The organism is Sorangium sp. So ce1153 (assembly GCF_051521595.1).
Lineage (GTDB): Bacteria > Myxococcota_A > Polyangia > Polyangiales > Polyangiaceae > Sorangium.
Genome location: NZ_CP150361.1, coordinates 3,538,356 through 3,559,694 on the forward strand (window position 1 = coordinate 3,538,356; position 21,339 = coordinate 3,559,694).

General features: G+C 74.8%; 18 protein-coding genes. 6 read left to right on the plus strand and 12 right to left on the minus strand.

The genetic code is table 11. The annotated features are described in order from the left end of the window. Positions 1-49 precede the first annotated feature (49 nt). A complete protein-coding gene (larB, locus tag WME85_RS12660) occupies positions 50-802 on the plus strand; it encodes a nickel pincer cofactor biosynthesis protein LarB (RefSeq protein ID WP_437625411.1) in 753 nt (250 codons plus the stop codon). A gap of 68 nt (positions 803-870) precedes the next feature. Next, positions 871-2,325, plus strand: a complete 1,455-nt coding sequence (larC, locus tag WME85_RS12665; RefSeq protein WP_437838022.1) for a nickel pincer cofactor biosynthesis protein LarC — start codon at positions 871-873, stop codon at positions 2,323-2,325. A 68-nt stretch (positions 2,326-2,393) separates the two neighbouring features. Here the strand turns inward: larC and WME85_RS12670 are convergent, their stop codons facing one another. The 8 genes from WME85_RS12670 to WME85_RS12705 form a co-directional block, all read right to left on the minus strand. Beyond that, positions 2,394-3,035, minus strand: a complete 642-nt coding sequence (locus tag WME85_RS12670) for a thioredoxin domain-containing protein (RefSeq protein ID WP_437838024.1) — start codon at positions 3,033-3,035, stop codon at positions 2,394-2,396. A 262-nt stretch (positions 3,036-3,297) separates the two neighbouring features. Further along, positions 3,298-4,293, minus strand: coding sequence for an ABC transporter permease (locus tag WME85_RS12675; protein WP_437838026.1), 996 nt, complete (start codon positions 4,291-4,293; stop codon positions 3,298-3,300). Continuing rightward, positions 4,290-5,819: an ABC transporter permease gene (locus tag WME85_RS12680; RefSeq protein WP_437838028.1), complete on the minus strand. Its 1,530-nt coding sequence runs from the start codon at positions 5,817-5,819 to the stop codon at positions 4,290-4,292. Before WME85_RS12680 ends, WME85_RS12675 begins: the two co-directional genes overlap by 4 nt. A 16-nt stretch (positions 5,820-5,835) precedes the next feature. Then, positions 5,836-7,404 carry an FHA domain-containing protein gene (locus tag WME85_RS12685; protein ID WP_437838030.1) on the minus strand — a complete coding sequence of 523 codons (1,569 nt, stop codon included), beginning with the start codon at positions 7,402-7,404 and terminating at the stop codon, positions 5,836-5,838. A gap of 11 nt (positions 7,405-7,415) precedes the next feature. Then, positions 7,416-8,495, minus strand: a complete 1,080-nt coding sequence (locus WME85_RS12690; RefSeq protein ID WP_437838032.1) for a S1 family peptidase — start codon at positions 8,493-8,495, stop codon at positions 7,416-7,418. Positions 8,496-8,531: 36 nt separating this feature from the next. Further along, positions 8,532-10,352 (minus strand): Stp1/IreP family PP2C-type Ser/Thr phosphatase, encoded by a 1,821-nt coding sequence (locus tag WME85_RS12695; protein ID WP_437838034.1) that lies wholly within the window; start codon positions 10,350-10,352, stop codon positions 8,532-8,534. Then, positions 10,349-12,235, minus strand: coding sequence for an FHA domain-containing protein (locus tag WME85_RS12700; protein WP_437838036.1), 1,887 nt, complete (start codon positions 12,233-12,235; stop codon positions 10,349-10,351). Before WME85_RS12700 ends, WME85_RS12695 begins: the two co-directional genes overlap by 4 nt. 200 nt (positions 12,236-12,435) lie before the next feature. Beyond that, complete coding sequence (locus WME85_RS12705) at positions 12,436-13,272, minus strand: hypothetical protein (RefSeq protein ID WP_437838038.1); 837 nt, start codon at positions 13,270-13,272, stop codon at positions 12,436-12,438. Positions 13,273-13,485: 213 nt separating this feature from the next. Between WME85_RS12705 and WME85_RS12710 the strand changes: the two genes are divergently transcribed. Then, the gene (locus tag WME85_RS12710) at positions 13,486-13,875 is read left to right on the plus strand and encodes a hypothetical protein (RefSeq protein WP_437309395.1); all 390 of its coding nucleotides are present in this window, start codon (positions 13,486-13,488) and stop codon (positions 13,873-13,875) included. 36 nt (positions 13,876-13,911) lie between these two features. On the opposite strand, the gene WME85_RS12715 is transcribed toward WME85_RS12710, so the two are convergent. The 4 genes from WME85_RS12715 to WME85_RS12730 are packed head-to-tail and all read right to left on the minus strand — an operon-like array spanning position 13,912 to position 18,322. After that, a complete protein-coding gene (locus WME85_RS12715; RefSeq protein ID WP_437838040.1) occupies positions 13,912-15,021 on the minus strand; it encodes a tetratricopeptide repeat protein in 1,110 nt (369 codons plus the stop codon). After that, a complete protein-coding gene (gene ltaE, locus WME85_RS12720; RefSeq protein ID WP_437838041.1) occupies positions 15,018-16,121 on the minus strand; it encodes a low-specificity L-threonine aldolase in 1,104 nt (367 codons plus the stop codon). The genes WME85_RS12715 and ltaE overlap by 4 nt, the downstream gene beginning before the upstream one ends. A gap of 54 nt (positions 16,122-16,175) precedes the next feature. Continuing rightward, positions 16,176-17,750 (minus strand): GMC family oxidoreductase N-terminal domain-containing protein, encoded by a 1,575-nt coding sequence (locus WME85_RS12725; protein WP_437838043.1) that lies wholly within the window; start codon positions 17,748-17,750, stop codon positions 16,176-16,178. Then, a complete protein-coding gene (locus WME85_RS12730) occupies positions 17,747-18,322 on the minus strand; it encodes a hypothetical protein (protein WP_437838045.1) in 576 nt (191 codons plus the stop codon). Before WME85_RS12730 ends, WME85_RS12725 begins: the two co-directional genes overlap by 4 nt. Positions 18,323-18,516: 194 nt before the next feature. Between WME85_RS12730 and WME85_RS12735 the strand changes: the two genes are divergently transcribed. The 3 genes from WME85_RS12735 (at position 18,517) to WME85_RS12745 (ending at position 21,328) form a co-directional block, all read left to right on the plus strand. Beyond that, on the plus strand, positions 18,517-20,217 hold the full coding sequence (locus WME85_RS12735; RefSeq protein ID WP_437838047.1) for a hypothetical protein: 1,701 nt from the start codon (positions 18,517-18,519) through the stop codon (positions 20,215-20,217). A gap of 285 nt (positions 20,218-20,502) precedes the next feature. After that, positions 20,503-21,063, plus strand: coding sequence for a Spy/CpxP family protein refolding chaperone (locus tag WME85_RS12740; protein ID WP_437838049.1), 561 nt, complete (start codon positions 20,503-20,505; stop codon positions 21,061-21,063). Positions 21,064-21,079: 16 nt separating this feature from the next. Beyond that, the gene (locus tag WME85_RS12745) at positions 21,080-21,328 is read left to right on the plus strand and encodes a hypothetical protein (protein ID WP_437838051.1); all 249 of its coding nucleotides are present in this window, start codon (positions 21,080-21,082) and stop codon (positions 21,326-21,328) included. Positions 21,329-21,339 lie beyond the last annotated feature (11 nt).

The window sequence follows — 21,339 nt, forward strand, 5'->3', positions numbered from 1 at the left end:
AGGCGGAAGGTTTGCGGTGGCGGCGCTGCCGCGCTAAGCGGCTGCGCACATGGAGCCGCGCCTCGTCCGGGAGATGCTTGAGCGCGTTCGTTCTGGTGAGCTCGCCATCGAGGAGGCGCTCGAGGCGCTCCGGGGGCTGCCTTTCCGGGACCTGGGTGTCGCGACCGTCGATCACCACCGCGCGCTGAGGCAAGGCGTGCCCGAGGTGATCTTCGGCGAAGGGAAGACGCCCGAGCAGATCGCGCTGATCGCCCAGGAGATCTCGGGGGCCGGGCAGAACGTGCTCGTGACCCGGGTCGACGCCGCGAAGGGGGCGGCCGTCGCGTCGCTCTTGCCGGCGTTTCGTTACGTACCCATCGCGCGGACCGGCACCATCGAGGTCGCTCCGGCGCCGAAGCGCGCCGCGGGGCCGGTCGCCGTCGTGACCGCGGGCACGAGCGATCTGCCGGTCGCCGAGGAGGCCATCGAGACGCTGCGGGCTGTGGGGCTCGAGCCGAAGCGGCTGTACGACGTGGGGGTCGCGGGGCTGCATCGCTTCCTCCATCGCGTCGAGGAGCTGCGCAAGGCGTCGGCCGTGATCGTCGTCGCGGGCATGGAGGGCGCGCTGCCGAGCGTGGTCGGCGGGCTCGTGGCGGCGCCGGTCATCGCGGTCCCGACGTCGATCGGCTACGGCGCGGCGCTGGGCGGCTTCACCGCGCTCTTCGGCATGCTCACGTCGTGCGCTTCCGGCGTCGCCGTGGTCAACATCGACAGCGGCTTCGGCGCGGCGATGGTGGTCCATCGCATGTTGCCGAAGGAGTGAGCGCAGGACGAGCGCGACCGCGGGAGCGTCGCGACGCGCCGACGCCCGCTGAACGGAGCAGGCGAGACATGGGACACGAGCACGAGCACGGCCACGACCACCCGCACGGGCACGGCCACGAGCACGGGCACGGCCACGAGCACGGGCACGGGCACGGCCACGAGCACGGGCACGGCCACGAGCACGGGCACGGCCACGAGCACGGGCACGGCCACGAGCACGGCCATGAGCACGGCCATGAGCACGGGCACGGCCATGAGCACGAGCACGGGCACGGCCACGACCACCCGCACGAGCATGCGCAGGCGCACGACCACCCGCGCGCGCCGCTCCTCGAAGAAGGCGCGGGCGCAGGCAAGATCCTGTTCTTCGATGCGTTCAGCGGCATCGCGGGCGACATGACCATCGCGGCGCTGCTCGACCTCGGGGTGCCGCTCCTCGTGATCGAGCGCGCCGTCGCCGCGCTACCCCTCGACGGCTTCCACCTCCACCGCGGGCACGCCCATCGGAGCGGCATCGTGGCGACCTCGTTCGACGTGCACGTCGAGGCGCCCCAGCCGGAGCGCACCTACGGGTCCATCGACGCCATGCTCGCCGCGGCGCCGCTCGACCCGCCCGTCGCCGCGCTGGCGCGCCGGATCTTCCGGCGCCTCGGCGAGGCCGAGGCCGCCGTCCACCGGATCCGCCTGGAGGACGTGCACTTCCACGAGGTCGGCGCCGTCGACGCGATCGTCGACATCGTGGGCGCCGCCGCGGCCATCGTGCACATCGGGGCGGAGGTCGTCGGCTCGCCGCTGCCGATGGGGCGCGGGTTCGTGAAGGCGCGGCACGGGATCCTCCCGCTGCCGCCGCCCGCCGCGGTCGCGTGCCTCCGCGGCGTCCCTACCTACGGCGTCGAGCTCGACGCCGAGCTGGTCACCCCCACCGGCGCGGCCATCATCGCGACGCTGGCGACCCGGTTCGAGCGCTGGCCGACGTTCGCGCCCGACCGGATCGGCTTCGGCGCCGGCACGCGAGAGCTGCCCGACCGCCCCAACCTGCTGCGGGTCGTCCTCGGGACGCGCTCGGGCGGGGAGGAGAGCCTCGGCAGCGCCTCGCACGTGATCGTGGAGGCGAACGTCGACGACCTGACGGGCGAGGTGGCCGGGCACGCGATCGAGGCGCTGCTCGCGGCAGGCGCGCTCGACGCGTGGGCGGCGCCGATCACGATGAAGAAGGGCCGCCCCGCGCTGACGATCGCGGCGCTCGCCGCCGCCCCGCAGGCGGACGCCGTCGCGACGGCGCTCCTGCGCGAGACGACCAGCATCGGGCTCCGGAAGATCCCTGTCGCGCGCACGGAGCGCCCGCGGCGGATCACGACGGTGAAGACCGCGTACGGCGCGATCCGGGTGAAGATCAGCGAGGGGCCGTTCGGGCCGCCGCAGATCAAGCCGGAGTTCGACGACTGCGCCGCGGCGGCGAGGACGCACGGCGTGCCCGTGCGCGAGGTCGTCTCGGCGGCGCTCTCGGCCGCCAAGAGCTGACGTCGGACATCGCTGATCGCGTCACGGCGCCGCGCGCTCGACGCGCGGCGCCGAGCGCGCGGGAGGGATCAGTCGGGGCGCTCGATCGGCAGCGCCTCGGCTTCCCACGAGAGAAAGCCGCCCTCGAGGAACGCGACCGGGACGCCCTCCTCCGCGAGCTTCGAGGCCATCTCCTTCGACCTGTCGCCCGCGCGACAGTAGAGGACCGGCGCGCCCGGGAGCATGTGGAGCTCGGCCAGCCGCCCCTCGATCTCGTCCAGCGGGAGGTGCACCGCGCCGGGGATGTGGGCGCGGCCGTACGCGGGGCCCTCGCGCGTGTCGACGGCGACCACCTGGCCCTCGCGGATCAGCTGCGCCAGCTCGGCCGCCCGGATGGCGCCCTCGGCGCGCGGCAGGAACGGATCGAGCAGCTCGCGGAGCTGCTTGCGGTCGATGGGGCCCTGCTCGGCGGCCACCGGGCGGCCCCGGTGAAAGACCATGAACGTCGGGACGGCCTGGATGCGCAGCGTGGCGGCGATGCGCTTCGACCGGTCGATGTCGACCTTGACCACCTTGGCCTTGCCTTCGAGCTCGCGCGCGATGGCGTCGACCTCCGGCGCGACCGCTCTGCACTGCGTGCTCCGGGTGGAGGTGAAATCAATGAGCACGGGCAACTCGCTGCGGAGCACCTCGCGCTCGAACTCCTGCTCGCTGATCTCGGGAACAGCCATGGCGGGCGAATTCATAGCGGGCCTTTCCATCGAGATCGAGTGGCGCGAGACCCCCGCCGCGGAGATCGCGCAGATGAGGCCGATTTCGGCGAAATCGGACGTTGGCCGAACGTTGGCCGGACGTTGGCCGAGCATCGGCCAACCGCTGGCCGGGAGCGAGCCGGGCGCAAGTCGTGCTTGAACCGGGCGTGCGCCGGGCGTGCGTCGGGCCTGAAATGCTCGCCGCGACGCCCGCGGCCGCCTCGCCGCGCGCGCCCCGCCCTCAGCGCGCCTTCCGCGAGCGCACGGTGCGCGCGTCGACGGCGTCGCGCAGCGCGTCGGCGATGAGGTACGAGCCGCCGACCGTGGCCAGGAGCAGGACGAAGGGGAACACGAGCAGCCGGATCTCGCTCGGGTGGCGCGCCGCCTGGCCCAGCGTCTCCCCCCACGACGCCACGCGGGTGGGCGCGCCCATCCCGAGGAAGGAGATCGCCGCCTCGAGCAGGACCACGGACGCCACCCCGAGCACGGAGCTCACGATCGTGGGGCCGAGCGCGTTCGGGAGGATATGGCGGTAGAAGACGCGCAGCCGGGTGCTGCCGAGCGCGTGCGCCGCCATCACGTACTCCTCGCTCGACGCGCGCAGCACCTCGGCGCGCACGAGGCGCGCGATCTCCGCCCAGCGGACGAAGGCGACCGCGAGCACCAGCGACAGCGCGGAGGGCTCGCGCTCGATGGCGCGCACGATCGCCACGACGAGGATCGCCGGGAACGTGTCGACCGTCTCGACGAGGCGGACGAGGCCGTCGTTCCAGAAGCCGCGCAGCGTGCCGGCGAGCCCGCCGAGGACGACGCCGAGGAACATGCCCACGAGCACCGCGCTCAGCGACAGGCCGAGCGCGGTGCGCGCGCCGTAGATCAGGCGCGCGGCGAGATCGCGGCTCTCGAAGTCCGTGCCGAGCGGGTGCGCGCGGGAAGGCGACGCGTTCGGGCCGGCGTCGGTGCGCTGCTCCGGGCCGTAGCGGATCGGCGGCCAGATCGCGAGGCCGCCCTCGAAGCGCGCCCCGAGCTCGGCCTCGGTGAGCGACTCGAGCGTCGCCGCCTCGGTGACCGCCGGGAGGATCTCGGCGCCGCCCGGCCCGAAGCGGGCGATCGGCGCGGGGGCGGCGAGCAGCTCGGCGAAGATGGCGAGCAGCGCGAGCACGCCGAGCAGGGCGGCGCCGGCGGTGACGCGCTTGCTGCCGACCATCCGGCGAAGGAACGCCGCCGCGTGGGTCACGCCCCGCCCCTCCGGGAGAGCACCGCCGGGCCGAGCCGCGGATCGATGAGCACGTACGCGAGATCGGTCGCGATCACGCCGAGCGCGGCGATGCCCGCGGCGCCGATGGAGATAGCCATGAGCCAGCTCACGTCGCGCGCCTGCACGGCGAGCAGGGTGAGCTCGCCGAGCCCGTGGAGCTCGAAGACGCGCTCCACGACGAAGGCGCCGCCGAGCGCCATCGGCGGCTCCAGGACGGCGAGCGTCACGACCGGGAGCACGGCGTTGCGCAGCCCGTGGACCGCGATGGCGCGCGCGGTGCCGGCGCCCCGCGCGCGCGCGGCCCGGATGAAGTCCTGCGTGAGGACCGCGACGAGCGCGGCGCGCTGCTGCCGCGTCGGCGCGGCGATGAGCGACAGCGCGATGAGGCACGTCGGCAGGAGCAGCGACTGCGCGCCGCCCGAGAGGAGCGCGGCGGCCACGGCCACGACGGCGGTCGGGAGGACGGCGAGCGTGAGCACGGCGGCCGCGACCGCGGAGTCGCTCCGCCGGCCGCGCGAGGCCGCGCTCAGCGCGCCGAGCGGCACGGCCACCGCGTAGGCGAGCGCGATCGCCCCGAACACGAGCGCGAGCGTGACCGGCGCGCGCCGCGCGAGCTCGTCGAGCACCGGCTCGCCGGTCGCCGCGACGCCGAGGCGGTGGGTGACCGCGCCGAGCGCCCACTTGCCGTAGCGGGTCTCGAGCACCGTCGCCGCGAGCCGCGTCGGGCCGGTGAACACCTCGAAGTCGCTGCGGTACACGTTCCAGAACGACTTCCACCGCGTGACGCACGCGCGGGCCTCCGCGAGGTCGTCGCCCGGCGCGATCCGGTCGTCGATCTCGGCGATGTGCGCCGCGACGTCGACGAGCGCCTGCGCCTGCGCGAACGTCGCCTCGTCGCGCGGCGGCTGGAGCGCGGCGATCACCGGCTGCAGGGCGAACGTGTCGAGCTCGAGCAGCTCGGCGGCGCGCGACGTGGAGCCGTAGCGGACCAGGCGGCGCACCGCGCTCCGCACCGACGCGCTGCGGAACTCGATGCCGCGGTCGTCCCAGAAGCGCGTCCAGAAGGCGACAGCGTGCGCCGGGTCCGCGGCCTCCTCGGCCCTCGGCAGGCCCATCCGCGCCGCGACGGGCGCGAGCGCGAGGGCGACGCGCGTGCGCGGCTCGGGCGCGAGCGCGTCGAGCGGAAGGATGTGCGGCAGCGCGGCGCCGCCGAGGCGCCGCAGCTCGTCGGCCGCGGCAGCCGCGTCGTCGCCGTCCTCGGCGATCGCCCGCGCTGCGTCGAGGGCGCGCAGGCGCACGTCGCGCGGCTCGAGGTTGATGAAGCGCGGGAGGTCGAGGAAGCGCTCCCGCCGGAGCCGCGCCAGCTCGGCGCTGGACAGCGAGCTCGCGAGCAGCGGGTCGTCGGTCGGGTCCGGGACGAACGAGAGGACGAAGAAGGTCAGCAGCGAGACGCCCACGAGGGTGGGCAGCGTCCAGAGGAGCCGGCGGAGCGCGTGGCGGAGCATCTCTCTCGCGCGGGGGTCAGCGCAGGATGGCGTCGAGCAGGTCGATGCGCATCCCGAACTTGTAGGGGGAGGCCTTTACCACCTCCGTCTTCTGGCCGGAGATCGTCTCGTCGTTGCCCTCGAGGTACCCGCCGGCGTTGATGCCGATGACCTTGCCCTCGCCGTTGAAGATGGGGCTCCCGTTCATGCCGCTCGTGCTCCGTGCGTCGTGCTGGATCAGCCAGGCCTCGGCGGCGGGCGCGGGCCGGCCGTTCGCGCCCGTGATCCGCCCGATGTTGGCGGCGAGGAAGGTGGCGACGGGGTTCGCGGCGTCCGTGAGCCGCTCCGGGAAGCCGATGAGGTACACGTCGTCGCCCGCGCCGGCCGAGGCGAGCTGCTCGCGGGTCGCGAGCTCCAGCAAGGCGGCGGCGCGCCCCGCGATCGACACGACGCCGATGTCGGGGGTGAGCTGGTCCGCGCTGTCGCGGTACTGCGGGTGCGTCCGCATGCTGGTCACGGCGAAGCTTACCTGGCCTCGGCCCTCGTTCTCGAGCGCCACGATCGCGCCGCCGCGGCGCTTGGCCGCGGCGATGCAGTGCGCGTTCGTCGCGAGGATCGAGAGACGCACGGCGAACGCCGTGCAGAACCCCTCGCGCCCGGACGCGAGCATGAAGATCCCCTTTCTGGATCGATCGTGGAGGTTGCGCCCGAAGTTGGCGTTCGACGGGTGAAGCGTCCCGAGGCGCTGCTCGATCTCCTTGCGCCGCGGGTCCTCCGGCGGGAGGCGCGCGAGCTCCGCGCGGAGCTGGCTGATCTCGTCGTGCGAGGAGCGGTTGTAGACGATGAGCGCGGCGAGGCTCGCGAGCGCGACGACGAGCAGCGAGGCGAGGACGTAGGTCGTGCGGCGCTGGCCGGCGGTCGCGGCGTGCACCTCCTTGTGGAGCATGGCGTTGATCTCGACGGTGCCGCGCGGCTTCGAGCGCCCCGTGGCGGCGGACACCGCCGAGGAGATCATCATCGCGATCGTCCGCTCGCCGACCCGCCGCGAGCCAGCCGGCGGCGCGGCCGGCACGTGCCCCGGGTGCGCGCCTGCGGGCGCGGCGTGGCCGGCGGCCGGCGCGGGGTACGCCGCGGGCGCGGCGTGGCCGGCGGCGGGCGCGGCGTAACCGGCGGCAGGCGCCGCGGGCGCAGGGTACCCCGCGGGCGCAGGGTACGCCGCGGGCGCGGGGTAGCCCGTGGGCGGCGCCGGAGGGGCCGCGGCGAGCGCGGGGTGCGCCGGCGCCGCGTGCGTCTGAGGAGGACCGGGCGCGCGGCGCTCCACCAGCTCGAGCCGCACCCGCGGCCCCTTCGCGCCGAACGTGATCTCGTCGCCCGAGGCGATCGGGTGCCGCTTGATCCGCTGCCCGCCCGCGTAGGTCCCGTTGCGGCTGTCGAGATCGTAGAGCACCCAGCCCGCCGCCTCGAGGCGCGCCTCCGCGTGGTGGCTGCTCGCGTCGCGGTCGTGGTTCGGGTCGAACACGACGTCGTTGTCCGGCGCGCGGCCGAAGCGCACCACGCGCCTGTCATGGAGCTCCACCGACCCGGCGTTGCGCCCGAAGGTGTGCACGACGCGCAGCATCACGGCGCGGGGACCCCCTGCAGTAGGTCGATGCGCATCCCGATCCGGAACGGCGAGCTCTGCGTCACCTTCGTCTTGCGCCCGTCGATCGTCACGTCGTCTTCGTCGTCGATGTGCGCCGCGTGGATGCCGATCACGTGGCCGTACTGGTTGAAGATGGGGCTGCCGCTGTTGCCCCCGCGCGTCACCGCGTCGTGCTGGATGAGCACGGCGCGATCCGGCGTCGTCGCCTCTCCATCGAGGCCGGTGACCCGCCCGATGCGGCCCTCCAGGAACGTCGCCGAGGGGCTCAGCGGGTCCATCAGGCGGCCGGGGAAGCCGATGACGTAGGCGTCGTCGCCCGGCCCGATGGCCCGCAGCTCGGCGTCGTTCGCGAGCGTCACCGCGCGCGGCGCCTTGCCGTCGATGCGGAGCAGGGCGACGTCCGGCGAGCCGGCGCCCGCCTGCCCGGACCTGTACGCCGGGTGGGCCGACATCGCGACGATGCGGAAGCGCGTCTTCCCCATCGAGTCGTTCTGCGTGACGATCGGCGTGCCGCCGCGCGCGCGGCAGTCGCGGACGCAGTGCGCGTTCGTGGCGAGCTGGTTCGGCGCGATGGCGAACGCCGAGCAGCAACCGCCGATGCGGTTATCCGCCATGTAGCCCATCACGTAGAGCGCCAGCCGGTTCTGCTCGAAGATGGCGCGACCCGAGAGCACCTGCTCCGGGATCGCGCCCGACGGTCGCGCCGCGGGCGCGCGGCCCAGGCCGACCTCGCGCGCCAGCGCGTCCGCCGCGCGCCGCGACCTGTACGCGACCACGCCCGCCACCGCCACGGCCACGAGCGCCGCGACGACGCCGAGCCCGAGGAGCAGGTTGTTGCGCGCCACCCGGCGCCTCGCCTCGTCCGCCTTCGCGCGCACGAGCGCGACCGCCTTGTCCTCGCGCTGCATCGCCTGCACGACGGCATCCCTGACGATGCGCTGCGCGGTCTGCACGTCGACGCCGACGCGACCGTCCGCGTCCGGGGGGCGCGGCGGCGACCCTTCCTGCGGGGCGGCCGGGGTCTGCCGGGCACGCTTGTCGTTGCTGCGCAGCATGGCGGTGGAGGCGCGCGCGCGTGCGCCGCGCGCGGCCTAGCGAAGCAGGTAGTAGCCGGCGATGGTAACGCACGCGACGGCGCTCACGATCATCAAGATCACGAGCCACTGCGGCGCGCCGTCGGTCGGGATCATGATCGGCTCGTCGCCCTGGACAGGCGCGCGGGCGTTGCGCTCGTCCAGGGCGTCGTCCGGCGCCAGGGTGGAGAAGGCGCGATCGTACTCGTCGCTTTCGTCGCCCATGTCGCCGTCCGAGCTGCCCAGCCATGACTTCGGCGAGGGAGGCCGCTGCGAGATCTTCTTCTCGTCGAGCTCTTTCACCTTGCGCGCCGGCTCGGATGCGACCGAGTTCTGGGCCAGGAGGTGCTCGGGCAGCTGGTACTTCTGGTAGCGGAGCTCCTCGATGTCCTCGATCTCCGCCGCGGCGAGCCCGTCGCCGTCGAACTTCGCGACCACCACCGTGATGTTGTCGTGGCCGCCGGCCTGGTTGGCCCGATCCGTCAGCACCTTGCAGGCCTCGATGGGGTCGTCGACGGTCCGCAGCACCTCGCGGATCTCCTCGTTGCGCACCATGCCCGAGAGCCCGTCGGAGCAGAGCATCAGCGTGTCGCCGCGCTTGAGCGCCACGTAGGTGAGGTCGACCTGCACCGAGTCCGCCGTGCCGAGCGCCTGGAGGATGATGTTGTTGTGCTCGAAGGTCTCGGCCTCCTCCTCCGTGAGCTGGCCGGCCTCGATGAGCTGGTTCACGAGCGACTGGTCGCGCGTCACCTGCACGAGCCGATCGCCGCGCAGGATGTACGCGCGGCTGTCGCCGACCTGGCCGAGGAACAGGTGATCGTCCATGAGCGCGGCGATGGTGGACGTGGTCCCCATCCCCCGCCGGGTCCGATCGAGCTTCGCCTCGCTGAAGATCCTGAGCCCGGCGGCCTCGATCGCCTGCACCAGCCGCGCCGCGAGCTCGTCGTGGTTCTGCGGGGGGCCGCCGGCGCTCATCCGCTGGTAGATGATGTCGACCGCGAGCTGGCTCGCGACCTCGCCGGCGGCGGCGCCGCCCATGCCGTCGCACACGCCGAGCAGCGCCCCCCGCTCGCCGATGATCTGGTAGCGGTCCATCTCCATCAGGCCGCGGCTCGCCTTCGTGAGGTCCGCGACGATGAAGTTGTCCTCGTTGTGCTCGCGGACCTGGCCCACGTCGGTCCGGCCGAATAGCCGCAGCACGACCTCGGGGCGACGCGGCTCGTCCGGCGCTGCAGCCTCGCTGTCCATGTCCTCGGGGCGCCCCGCGCCCTCGGCCCCCTCGTCGACCGCCGAGCCGTCGCCATGCGCGGCCTCCGCGGCGGGGGTCTCGTCGAACGCGCCGTCGCCGTACGAGGTCGCGATCGACGGCGCCGCGTGGGCGGCCTTTGCCCGGGCGGCGGCCGCGGGGGCGTCGGGGGTCGCAGCGTCGGCGAGGTCGTCCGACCTCGTCGCGCCGCCGCCGCCGCCATCCAGGTCCTCGTCGCGCGACCCGCCCGCGGTGAGCCGCACCCGCGGCGGCGGAGGGAGCTTCCTCCCGACCTTGTCGGGGACCGGGGTGTTCGACGCCTTCACGGGCTTCACGGCGATGCCAGCCTTCTGCTCGCGCGCGGCGCTCGTGGCCGGACGCATCTTGGGCGGCGGGGGCGGCTTCCAGTTCACGGGCTTGCCTGCTTCCACAGACCCCGCCTTGCCGGACTCGAGCGACGCGGCGCCGAGCGGGGAGTCACCAAGGGCCTTGCCCGCGTTGCCGCTCGAGTCGGCCCCTACCGACGCGGCGCCGGGGAGCCCATCGACTTCCAGCGCCTCGGTGGGCGTCTCGCGGACGGTCTGGTCGCTCATCGGGGGAGATCCACGCGGAACAGGTGCTGCCCGATGCGCACGAAATCGCGATCCACGAGGCTGACGTCCTCGCGGATGGCGACGTAGGTCCCGTTCGACGACTCGAGGTCGGTGAGCGTGAACTCGCCCGTGGCCGGGTTCCTCCGGATGGCGGCGTGGCGTCGCGAGAGGAACGGATCGGCCGTGAACACGATGTCTCCCGTCTCCCGTCCGATCACCGTCTCATCCCGGTAGAGGTGGTACACGTCCCGCGTCACGCCCTCCACCGTCTTCTGGCAGAGTCTCGCCCGCCGGTGGATGGCGGGCGAGCCAAACAGCAACGTTCCATGCTGGATTGCATGGCCGAGGCCTCGCTCCCCGTCGCTCACGGTCTGAAACTGTAACACCTCGAGCCCCAGGAGGAGCAAGTCGCCATCTCGGAGGGCGTGCGTCTTCCTGATGCGCAGGTAGATGCGGTTCACGCTGCCCAGGTCACGGAGAACCCAGGAACCGCTCTGTGGAATGATCCGCGCGTGCCGTGGCGAGACGTACAGGTCGTCCTCGAGGAGGATGTCCCCCTCGCTGCGGCCGATGTCGATCTGCGTGCCCGTGAGCGGAAAGCTCTTCCCCTCGGTCCCGTCTTCGACGATCACGATGAGCTTGCCCTCGGGCACCCGGGTGGGCCGGGTGTCAGCCGGGACCCACGCGGGCGGGCGAACCGAGTAGGACGCCCGCAGCGGGGCGAGCGGGATCTGAGAGGGCGGCGGTGTGCTGCCCGTATCGGTCGAGCTCGGCTTGGCGGGCTCGCCCTGCGGCAGCCGCGGCGGGTCGCGCCCGACCTCCGGGGCGGATGGTCGGTCGGCGAGGGCCCTCGCGGGGCGCTCGGAGGTGGTCCGCTCGCCGTCGAGCGGCGCCCCGCAGTACTTGCAGAACCGGGTGCCCGCCATGCACTGGCCGTGGCAGCGCGCGCACTCGACCGGCGGGGTGGGCGCCTGGCGCGATGACGCGATCTCGAGCACCGGCGAGCCGACGATCTTGTCGTGGGCGCCCCCGCCGGCTGGCGGAGCGGGCAGCCGCGGGGGCGGCAGGGCGACGGGAGGCAGCGGCGGAGGGGCCGGTTTGCCCGGTAGCGAGCCCCCGGGGCCCTGCCGCTGCGCCTCGGACCCACCGGCGCGATCTTCGCGCGGCGCGGCGTCGGGCAGAGGCGGGGGACGGAGCGCGGCGTCGGGCGAAGGCGGGGGCCGGAGCGCGGCGTCCTGGAGCCCTCGCGCGGTCGTCTCGATCCTCTCGAGCGGCGGGTGCGCCACGTACGGCACTTCAGGGGAGAGCGCGGCGCCCGCGCCCGGGTCGCTGCCCCTCGCCTTCCGGGGCGCCGGGTCCGTCGAGGGCGGGGGGACCGCTGCGGGGGGGACCGCCAAGGCGGCGCCGTCCTTCTTGTGCAGCGGCGCGCCGCACGTCACGCAGTAGCGGTAGCCCGGGGGGTTGTCCGCATCGCAGCTCGCGCACGAGAGCCCCAGCAGCGCGTCGGTGATCGTGGGCGTCGCGGGCGGCACGTGCGCGTCGATCCGGTCCGTGACCCTCGGTCCCTGCAGGGCCGGCGCCATCTGGATGGCGCTGCCCAGGGCGCCCGAAGCCGCCGTCGAGGCGCCCTCGCGCGCCGGGCGGGAGGCCGCCGTCGAGGCGCCCTCGCGCGCCGGGCGGGAGGTCACCTCCGCGCGGCCGTGCACCGCCTGCATCGCCGGCTCCGTCCTCGCCGAGCCGATCGGGCTGAACGAGAACACCGGCGCCTCCGGGCGAAGTCGTCCCGGGGCGTGGCGCGCCCCCGGCGCCCGGCCGGCCGAGCGCGCGTCGTTCGCCGGCGCCTCCTCAGGCTGCGCGGGCGCCGACAGGGCCGGGAGCGACACTTGCGGCAAGCCGCTCGGCGGCGTCGGCGGAGCGACCCGCGCCTCGCGCGCCTTGAGCCGTCGGCCGCAATCCTGACAGAACGTCAGATCGCCAGCATTCTCGCGACCGCACACATCGCAGATCACGCTGCCGAGGGGACCGCGGAGCGACGGTCGAGTCAAGTAGACGGTGCGTTCTCTCGAGCAGGCAGGGGAGCCGCTCAGCGCCGACCGAGCTCGGTCCGCACCTCGAGCAGGAGCTCGAAGCCGACGAACTGCGCGATGGCGGTGGCCCGCTCGTAGTTGGCGGTGTCCTTCCAGCCCGCGAGCAGGACCGGCCGGTACACGCAGCTCACGCCGAGCACCGTCTTGCGCGACACCTCCAGCTCGACGCCGACGCCGCCGAAGATGAGCGCGCCGCCCGTCTCGACGCCCCACTCGTTGCCGTAGACGACGCCGCCGATCCCGGCGGAAAAATACGGCGCCGCGCGGTAACCGATGTCCGGCATGTACCTCATCTCGGCGCGCAGCTGCTGGAAGATTCCGAGCCGGTAGAGGTTGCTCGAGTCCATCTTGGTGAACTGGTACGCCCCGCCGAAGTACCAGGGGCCAGGCGAGCGGTAGCCGCTGCGGATCGCGAGCCCGCCGCCGCTGCCCAGGATGCACGAGTACAGAGGCCCCGACCGCGGGCACGCCGCGCCGGCGTCGAGGCTGATCTCCGCCGCGAGCGCGACGCCGTACTGCGCGTACTCGACGTGCAGCGGCGGCGGCCGGGTCGCGAGCTGCACGCGCGGCGTGACGGGAGGAGGCGGCGCGGTCGCGGCTCCGTCCTCCTGCGCCTCGATCGCGTCGTCCGCCTCGGGCGCGGCGGGGTCGCCGCCGGTGCCCTGGTCCACGGCTCCCGCCGTCCGGGCGCCGGTGGGAGGGGCCGGCGCGGCGCGAGGGAGCGCGCCCTCGACCTTGCCTTCGGGAGGCGCGGCCGCGGCTGTCGAGGACAGCAGGGCGCCGGCCGCGATGATCGCGACCGGGAGCGCGCCGGGCAGAGGTCGTAGACGCACGAGTTGCTTGGATACGCGAGAGATCTGCCGCGGGCAACGCTCCTCCGCGGCGCGGACGGCGGAGCGCGAACGCGGCCGCCCGGGGCCCTCTGCGCCGCGGGGCGCGCCCCCCGAAAAGGCGGCGCGGGGAGGCGAGCCGAGCGGTCTCTTGAAGCTCGGCACCATACGCCGCTTGACGGCAGCTGCGAGGGTCGCCTAAACGAAGCCACCTTCATGGAGATTCACCTCGACAAGCGTGCCGTAAAGCAGATCCGCCTCTCTGCGGCGGATGCCGTTGAGGAAGGCGACACCGAAGCGCTGCGCGAGGACGTCCTCGAGGCGTTCTCGGAAGAGCAGGTCGAAGAGATCGAGCGTCGTCTGGACAGCGGTGATTTTTTTGAGTTCTTGACCGACGTGCTCGATGAGTGGGGGGGCGACGACGTGGACGAGCTCTTCGAGCTCCTCGAGACGCAGCTCGGGGACATCGGCATCGACCTCAAGTACGAGCCGCGCGAGGACGACGACGACCTCGACGAGGCCGATGACGACGACCTCGGCGACGACGATGACGAGGGCGAGGACGACGACGCCGAGCTGGAGCCCGCGGACGACGAGGACGACTGAGCGCTGGCGGCGCGCCGCCACGGCGGCGCCCCGGCGTCAAGGTTCCTTCTTGCCGTCGAGCTCGCGCAGGATGTAGTCCGCGCACGGGCTCTTCGCGGCCGGGAGCGACGGGCAGATCGCGTGCGCGCAGCGCGCGTAGCGCGACTCGGGGAGATCCCGGAGGATCAGGGCCGCGGTGGCGCAGGCCTCCTTGGCCTTGCCGTCCTCGCGCCACAGCTTCGCCTCGGTCCAGAGCGCGTCGTCGCGCAGGATGGACGCGGGGTGGTCCGTGTAGAGCTTGTGCAGCTCGCGGCGCGCGGCCGCGCGGTCGCCGAGCGCTTCGCGGTAGAGGCGCGCGATCTCGAGCTGCGCGTCATCGAACTTCCCGCGGTCGTAGCTGCCGGTGAGGGCGGACTCGCGCGCCGCGAGCATCTCCCGCAGGTAGCCGATGGCCTCCTCGGGGCGCCCCAGCGCGGCGGCGAGCTCCGCGGCGTGGAAGAGCGCGTCGTCCGTCAGGCTGCCGGCGGGGTATGGGTGCGCGCGCGCGGCGGCGACGAGCGCGCGCAGCGCGCCCTCGCGATCGCCGACCTGCTCGAGGAGGAGCGCCTCGTGGTACGCGACGTCCTGATCGAGCTCCGTCCCGCGGAGCGCGGGGGCCTGCTGCCGCAGCCAGGCGAGCGCGCCGCCCGCGCCGGCGCGCTCCTCCTCGCGCCGGATGAGCCGCTTCAGCGCGTTGCGCGCGAGCCCGTGCGACGGGTGGCGCCGCGTCGCCGCGAGCAGCATCGCGAAGCCCGCGTCCGCGTCGCCGTGCTCGATCGCGAGATCGGCGAGCTCGAACTCCGCGCGCACCGAGCGCGGCCCGTCCGGCGAGTCGGCGAGCAGCCGCTCGTACGACGCGCGCGCCTCGCGCCAGGCCTCCGCCCGCTCGAAGGCGCGCGCCTGCATGAGCCGCGCCTCGTCGCGATCCTTCACGAGCAGCGCGCGCGACGCCGCGCCGTCGAACGCGCTCGCCGCCTCGCGGTAGCGCCCCGCGTGGTAGGCGCGCTCGCCGGCGGCCATCGCGGCGAGGTACGCGTCGCCGCGCGCCGGCGCGCACGCGGGGCCGAGCAGCGCGGCGAGCGCGAGGGCGAGCGCCGGAGCGGCGGTGTTCGCGGCGCGGCGGCTCATGCGCGCACGCCCGCGCCGTCGCGATCGCGCGGCTGCGCCAGCGCCTCGGCGAGCGCCTCGGCGAGGGCGCTCGCCGCGGGCGCGACCTGCTCGGGCGCGACGTCGAGGTGGGTCACGGCGCGGACGGCGCTCCGGCCCGCCGCCCCGACGAGCACGCCGCGGCGCCGCGCGGCGTCGACGAGCCGCTCGGCCGGGATGCCGGGCGTGTCGATGTAGAGGATGTTCGTCTCGGGCTCCTCGATGGTCGCGGGCGGCGGCTCGGGGGAGGGCCTCGCGGCGGCGCGGCGCGCGACCTCGCGCAGCGCGCGCGCGATCGCGCGCGCCGCCTCGTGGTCCTCGGCGATGCGGTCCTGGTGGTGCGAGAGCGCGTACAGCGCGGCGGCCGCGAGCACGCCGGCTTGCCTCATCCCGCCGCCGAGCATCTTCCGGAAGCGGAGCGCGGCGCGCACCACGTTGGCGCTGCCGCACAGCGCGGAGCCGACCGGGGCGCCGAGCCCCTTCGAGAAGCAGACGCTCACCGTGTCGAACGGCGCCGCGAGCTCGGCGACCGGGCGACCGGAGGCGACCGAGGCGTTCCAGAGGCGCGCCCCGTCGAGGTGGAGCGCGAGCCCGTGCGCGCGCGCGACGCTCGCGATCGCGAGCACGTCGTCCTGCGGGAAGACCCGGCCGCCGGCGCGGTTGTGGGTGTTCTCGATCGCGACGACGCGCGTGCGCGGCAGGTAGTAGAGCGGCGGCTTGATCGCGTCCTCCACGTCCGCCGCCGTGAACAGGCCGCCGCGGCCGGCGAAGGCGAACTGCACGCCGCTCCACGCGGGCGCGGCGCCGCTCTCGTAGAAGGCGCAGTGCGCTCCCTCGCCCGCGATGACCTCGTCGCCGCGCTGCGTGTGGCAGAGGAGCGCGATCTGGTTGCCCATCGTCCCGCTCGGCACGAACAGCGCGGCCTCCTTGCCCGTGAGCTCCGCGACGCGCTCCTCGAGCCGGCGCACGGTCGGGTCCTCCCGGTACACGTCGTCGCCGACCTCGGCCGCCGACATGGCCGCGCGCATGGCCGCGGTCGGTCGGGTCACGGTGTCGGAGCGGAGATCGATCATCGCCTGCATGCTGAAACCTCGGCTGTAGGTCGGGGCCGACACGTTAGCACCGCGCCCTCGCCCCTACGCGGGGCTCGCCGCCGCGAGCCGCGGGAACCGCTCGGCCATCCGCCACGCGATGCGCGTCGCCATCGCCATGATCGGCACCTGCGAGTTCACGCCGATGCTCGTGGGGAGGATGGAGCCGTCGGCCACGAAGAGCCCCGGCAGCTCGAAGCACTCGCCGCTCTGGTCGACGATGCCGCGCCGCGGATCGTTCGCCACGCGCGCGCTCCCGAGCGGGTGGAACGCCATGCACTCGATGCGGCGCGCGTCCACGGGGGCGCGCTCGTCCGCGAGCGCGGCGTCCATGGACGTGATCGGCGGGGCGCCGAGCAGCGCGGTGTAGACCTCGCGCGCGCCGGCGGCGAGGGCCATCTCGCTGAGGATCGTGATGGCGCGGCGGAGCCGCGCGAGATCCCGCGGCGCCATCGCGTACGAGACGAGCGGCTCCCGGCCGGGGCCGCGGCGGACGCGTCCGCCGCCCTCGTCGTGGATCATGGCGCCGAACACGGCGCAGCGCGGGAGCGCGCGGACGCGCCGCCGCAGCGCGGGCCCGACGCCGGGCAGGCCGGCCGCGAGCACGTTCACCGCCGAGTACACCCCGACGAGCTTGATCCCCTCGGCGTCGAAGTGGTCGGAGTAGACGCTCTGGAGCGCGCCGTCCCAGCCGTTCAGGGTGTCGTCGAACCGCGCGACGACGCGCACCGCGGGGTGCAGCGTCACGTCGTTGCCGAGCGCGCCGCTCGCCCTGAACGCGCCCGCGGTGCCGAGGAGCAGCGGCGTGTGCAGCGTGCCGCACGCGGCGACGACGACCTTCGCGCGCACCCGGAACCGGCGCGGTGGCGCGCCCGGCTCGCCGCCGAGCAGCCGACCCTCGACGCCGGCGGCGCGCCCGCGCGCCACGGTGATCCGCTCGACCAGCGCGTCGGCGACGACGCGCGCGCCGCCCGCGACGGCCGACGGCAGGTAGGCGACGTCGACCGAGCGCTTCGCCCCGGCGGGGCAGGTGAAGTTGCACCGGCCGTTCCCCTCGCACGCGTCGCCCGTGTTGCGGCGGAGCGGGCGCATCGGGATGCCGAGCCGCCGCGCCCCCTCGACGAACCGCGCCGTCGAAGCCGAGCGCAGCGCCTCGGGGACCTCGCGCACGTGGAGCCGCTGCTCGACGCTCTCGTACGCCGCCTCGAGCGCGCGCTCCGACAGCTCGTCGAGGCCGAGGTCGCGCACCCACCGCGCGTGCACGCTGCCCGGGATGCGGAAGCAGACGCCGCCGGTCACCACCGACGAGCCGCCGACGGCGCGCCCGAGGGTGAGGGAGATGATCGGCGTCTGGCCCACGCCGAGCGCGGTGAGCATGCCGCCCTCGCGGAACAGCCGCCGCAGCGACTCGCTGGGCTTCCAGCGCTGGTAGTCGTCAGGGCGGTGGTAGGGGCCCTCCTCCAGCACGATCACGCGGCGCCCCGCCTCGGCGAGCAGCGCCGCGACGACCGCGCCGCCGGCGCCGGAGCCGACCACGACGACGTCGCACGCCTCGTCGAACCCGTCCGGCAGGTCGCGCCCCCTGACGATCGGCTCGCTCGACGCGATGGCGCCGCTCACGCCGCCCCCTCGGCGCCCGGCGCGGCGGGCTGCGCGCGCGCGGCGTCGCCCGGCGGCGCGCCCGCGGCCGGGCGGAGCGCGGGCAACCTGCGGCGCGCCGCGGTGCTCTCGCGGTCGAGGCCGGTCAGCGCGAGCTCCGCGCCCTCCTCGAAGGCCGGGATGCACAGCGGCACCTTGAACGCGAGGAGCAGCATGGCGAGGAGCCCGACGCGGCTCGACTCCAGCGCCTCGAGGTAGGCGAGCCGCCTGCCGAGCGGGAGCCGGCTCATCCGGCCGAAGGCGCCGATCACGAACGGCGGCAGGAGCTCGAGGCAGGCGGCCAGCAGCGCGAACCCGCGCCGGGTCTCGGGGCTGGCCTGCCCGAGCGAGAGATCCAGCCCCGCGACGGCGCGCTCGCAGGCGCCCGCGCCTGGCGGGACGAGCTCCCCGCGCTCGTCCTCGTCGCAGAGCATCGCCTCGGCGGCGGCCCACGCGACGCGGCGCGCCCACGGCGATAGCCCTCGCCCGGGGCGGTCCAGCCGATCGATCCCTCCCGCAGCGCGCTCGCCCGCGCCCTCCACCGCGTCGTGCATGGCCGCGAGAGCCTAGCCCGGATCCGACACGTTCGCGCGTCGTTGCATAACGACACGCTGGCGGTTCGCCGTGGCGCGTCGGAGAGCCCGGATCGAGCCAGGCGGGAGCGCTCTTCGCGACGCCGCGCGCGGGCTGCCCGCCGAGGATCCGGTTCTGGTATGCAGCAGAGCGGCCAGGGGGACACGGAGGAACGATGGCGGAGCGATCGCTGCAGCACCGAGATCCTGACAGCAAGGACGACGAGACGCTGAGGAGAGAGGCGCGCGTGCACCTCGCGAGCGAGCCGGCGCTGCAGCTCGTGGCCGAGCTGATCGCGCGGCTGCGGGAGCTCGACCTGCCGTGGTGGACGCCGGTCAAGCTGCGCGAGCGCTTCGGCGCGGTCGAGCGGATGGGCTGGTTCCGCGAGCGGAGCGACGTTCGCCAGCAGATCACGACGTCCCTGACCGGCCTCTCGCCGCGCGCCGCGCGCCGCAAGACGCCGGACTTCCAGGGCGCGCTCATCGACTCCGTCATCGACGAGGGCGACATCACCCCGCGCGCGTTCGAGGCCGCCTTCGATCCGCGCGACATCGCCGTGTACGGCCCGGCCGGCGGGTACTGGCAGTTCTTCCGCGAGTCGATGCCGTGGGACCAGGACACGCCGCAGCACCAGGAGATCGTCGCCTGGCTGCTGAAGGCGCTGCTCGCGGACCGGAGCCCGTTCGAGGGCATCGGGAGGACGCCGATCCTGACGCCGTGGGACGTGCGCACGGCGATCGACGGCCGGCTGTGGCAGACGCGGATCCCGCTCGAGGTCCGCGTCGCCATCGACAACGCGCGGCTCAAGCAGGAGCGCGAGCGCCCGGGCGTGCCGTTCCACGCCGACGGCGAGCTCGCGATCGCGGGGCCGGACGTCATCGCCGCGAACATCCCCCCGCGCGAGATCCTCCCCGTCGTGCAGCTCGCGCAGAAGGCGATGCGCTTCGACGCGTCGCGCGCCGCCGCGAAGGCCGAAACGCCGCGCGCGGCGCCGGCGGAGGTGTCCACCGGCCGCGGCGGCGCGACCGCCGCCGCTCCGCCGGCCGCCGCCGCTCCGCCCGGGAGCGCCAGCGCCGCGTCTCCGCCGGGCGCCGCGGCCGCGCCGGCAGCGCCCGCGCCCATGTCGGCGCCGGCGGCGTCGACCCCCGCCTCGTCCGGCGCCGCGCCCGCCTCGAAGCCGGCGACATCGCTCCCCGCCTCGCCTGTGTCGACGCCGTCGCCCGTCTCGCCGGGCGCCGCGCCTGTGTCGGCGCCGGCCCCCGTCTCGCCGGGCGGCGCGACCGATCTCGGCCAGGCCGGCAAGCCCGCCGCGAGCGCCGCTCCGGCCGGGGTTCCCTCCGGGACGACGAGCTCGCCGCCGGGGGGCCTCCCGGCATCGGTGAGCAGCCCGCCGGGGGGATCTCCCGCGGCGCTGAGGGCCGCCGGGAACATCGCGCCGTCGAGCGCGATCATCGCGAGGCCGTCGCCTGCGGCGGGCGCCTCGCCTGGGGTCGAGCCTCCGCGCGGCCGGCTGCCGAGCGACCCCGGCGCCTCGTCGGCGCGCGCGTCGACGCCGCCTCCGCCCCCTGCTGCGCCGCGCGCATCGACGCCGCCCGCGCCCCCCGCGCCGCGCGCGTCGACGCCGCCCGCGCCCCCCGCGCCGCGCGCGTCGACGCCGCCAGCGCCAAGCGCCGCGCCGGCCGCGGCGGGGGTCGAGTCGCTCGACGACCTCGAGGCGGAGGACGGCGACGTAGACGACGACAGCGAAGTGGCGAGCGAGCGCACGAACCCGTGGGCGGTCTCGGCCTCCGAGAGGCCCGAGAAGCTCGAAGCCGACCTGGACGACCTCGGGCCGGTGGAGCTGCCCGAAGACGGAAAGCCGCCCACCCGGACGTAGCGCGCCGCTCCGTCGCGGCGCGGCGCGCCGCTCCATCGTGACGCCGCGCCCGGCGGTCTACACACTTCTTCACGCGCGATCCCTCACGCCCTTCACACGCCCTGCGCAGCTTCGACGTGGATCGAGGCCGCGCGTCTGCGGCTTCGAGCCTTGCAGCCCGGGGCCGCGCGTCTGCGGCTCCGGTCCCTGCGGCCGGGGTCGCGCTCGCGTTCGGAGGAACCGAGGCTGCGCGCACACGCCCCGTGCACGGAACGACAGCGGAGACGCTCACGGAGGGTACTCATCATGTTGGGATTCGTGGTTGGAACGGCCTGTCTGATCGGGCTGATCGCAGCGCTGCGGCGCGGTCACCGGTACGATTGCGGCGGCGCGCCCTGGGGCGCTGGGCCGCGCTCCCACGGCCGGCGCGGTTTCGGCGGCTTCGGCGGGTTCGGCTTCCGCCGGCGCTTCTTCCTGTCGTTCCTCTTCGACCGGCTCGGCACCACGCCGTCGCAAGAGAAGGTGATCGTCGCCGCCATCGACGAGCTCCGCGACGCCGCCGCGGCGCAGCGGAGCGAGATCCGCAGCACGCGCGCGGACGTGGCGGCCGCCGTGCGGAGCCCGAGCTTCGACGAGACGCGCCTCGGCGAGCTCTTCGCGCGGCACGACACCGCCATCGAGTCGCTGCGCAAGGCGTCGGTCGGCGCGCTCGGGAGGGTCCACGCCGTGCTCGATGACCGGCAGCGCGAGCAGCTCGCCGATCTGATCGAGATCGGGCCGTCCGCGTTCCGCGACATGTGGTCGGGCAGGGGCGGGTGGCGCGGCCACCGCGCCGATCCGTACCGGACCCACGGCGAGTGGGCGTGAAGGAGGCGATGAGACCATGATGCGACGCCAGATCACGATCGCCCTGCTCGCCGTCGGCACCGTCGCCGGTTACGCCCACGGCTTCTCCGCGATGCGTTGCCGGGCCGAGGCCCGCCGCGACGCCTTCCAGCGCCACGTCGCGTCCCTTTGCGTGGACGCCGCGCGGCAGGCCGAGCGCTCCGAGCGCCCCGAGCGCCCCTCGTCGCGGAGCGCCGCGCCCGCGCGGGCCGGAGCGCCAGAGGCTGACATCGGCGTGGATCGCTGAGGTATAAATGG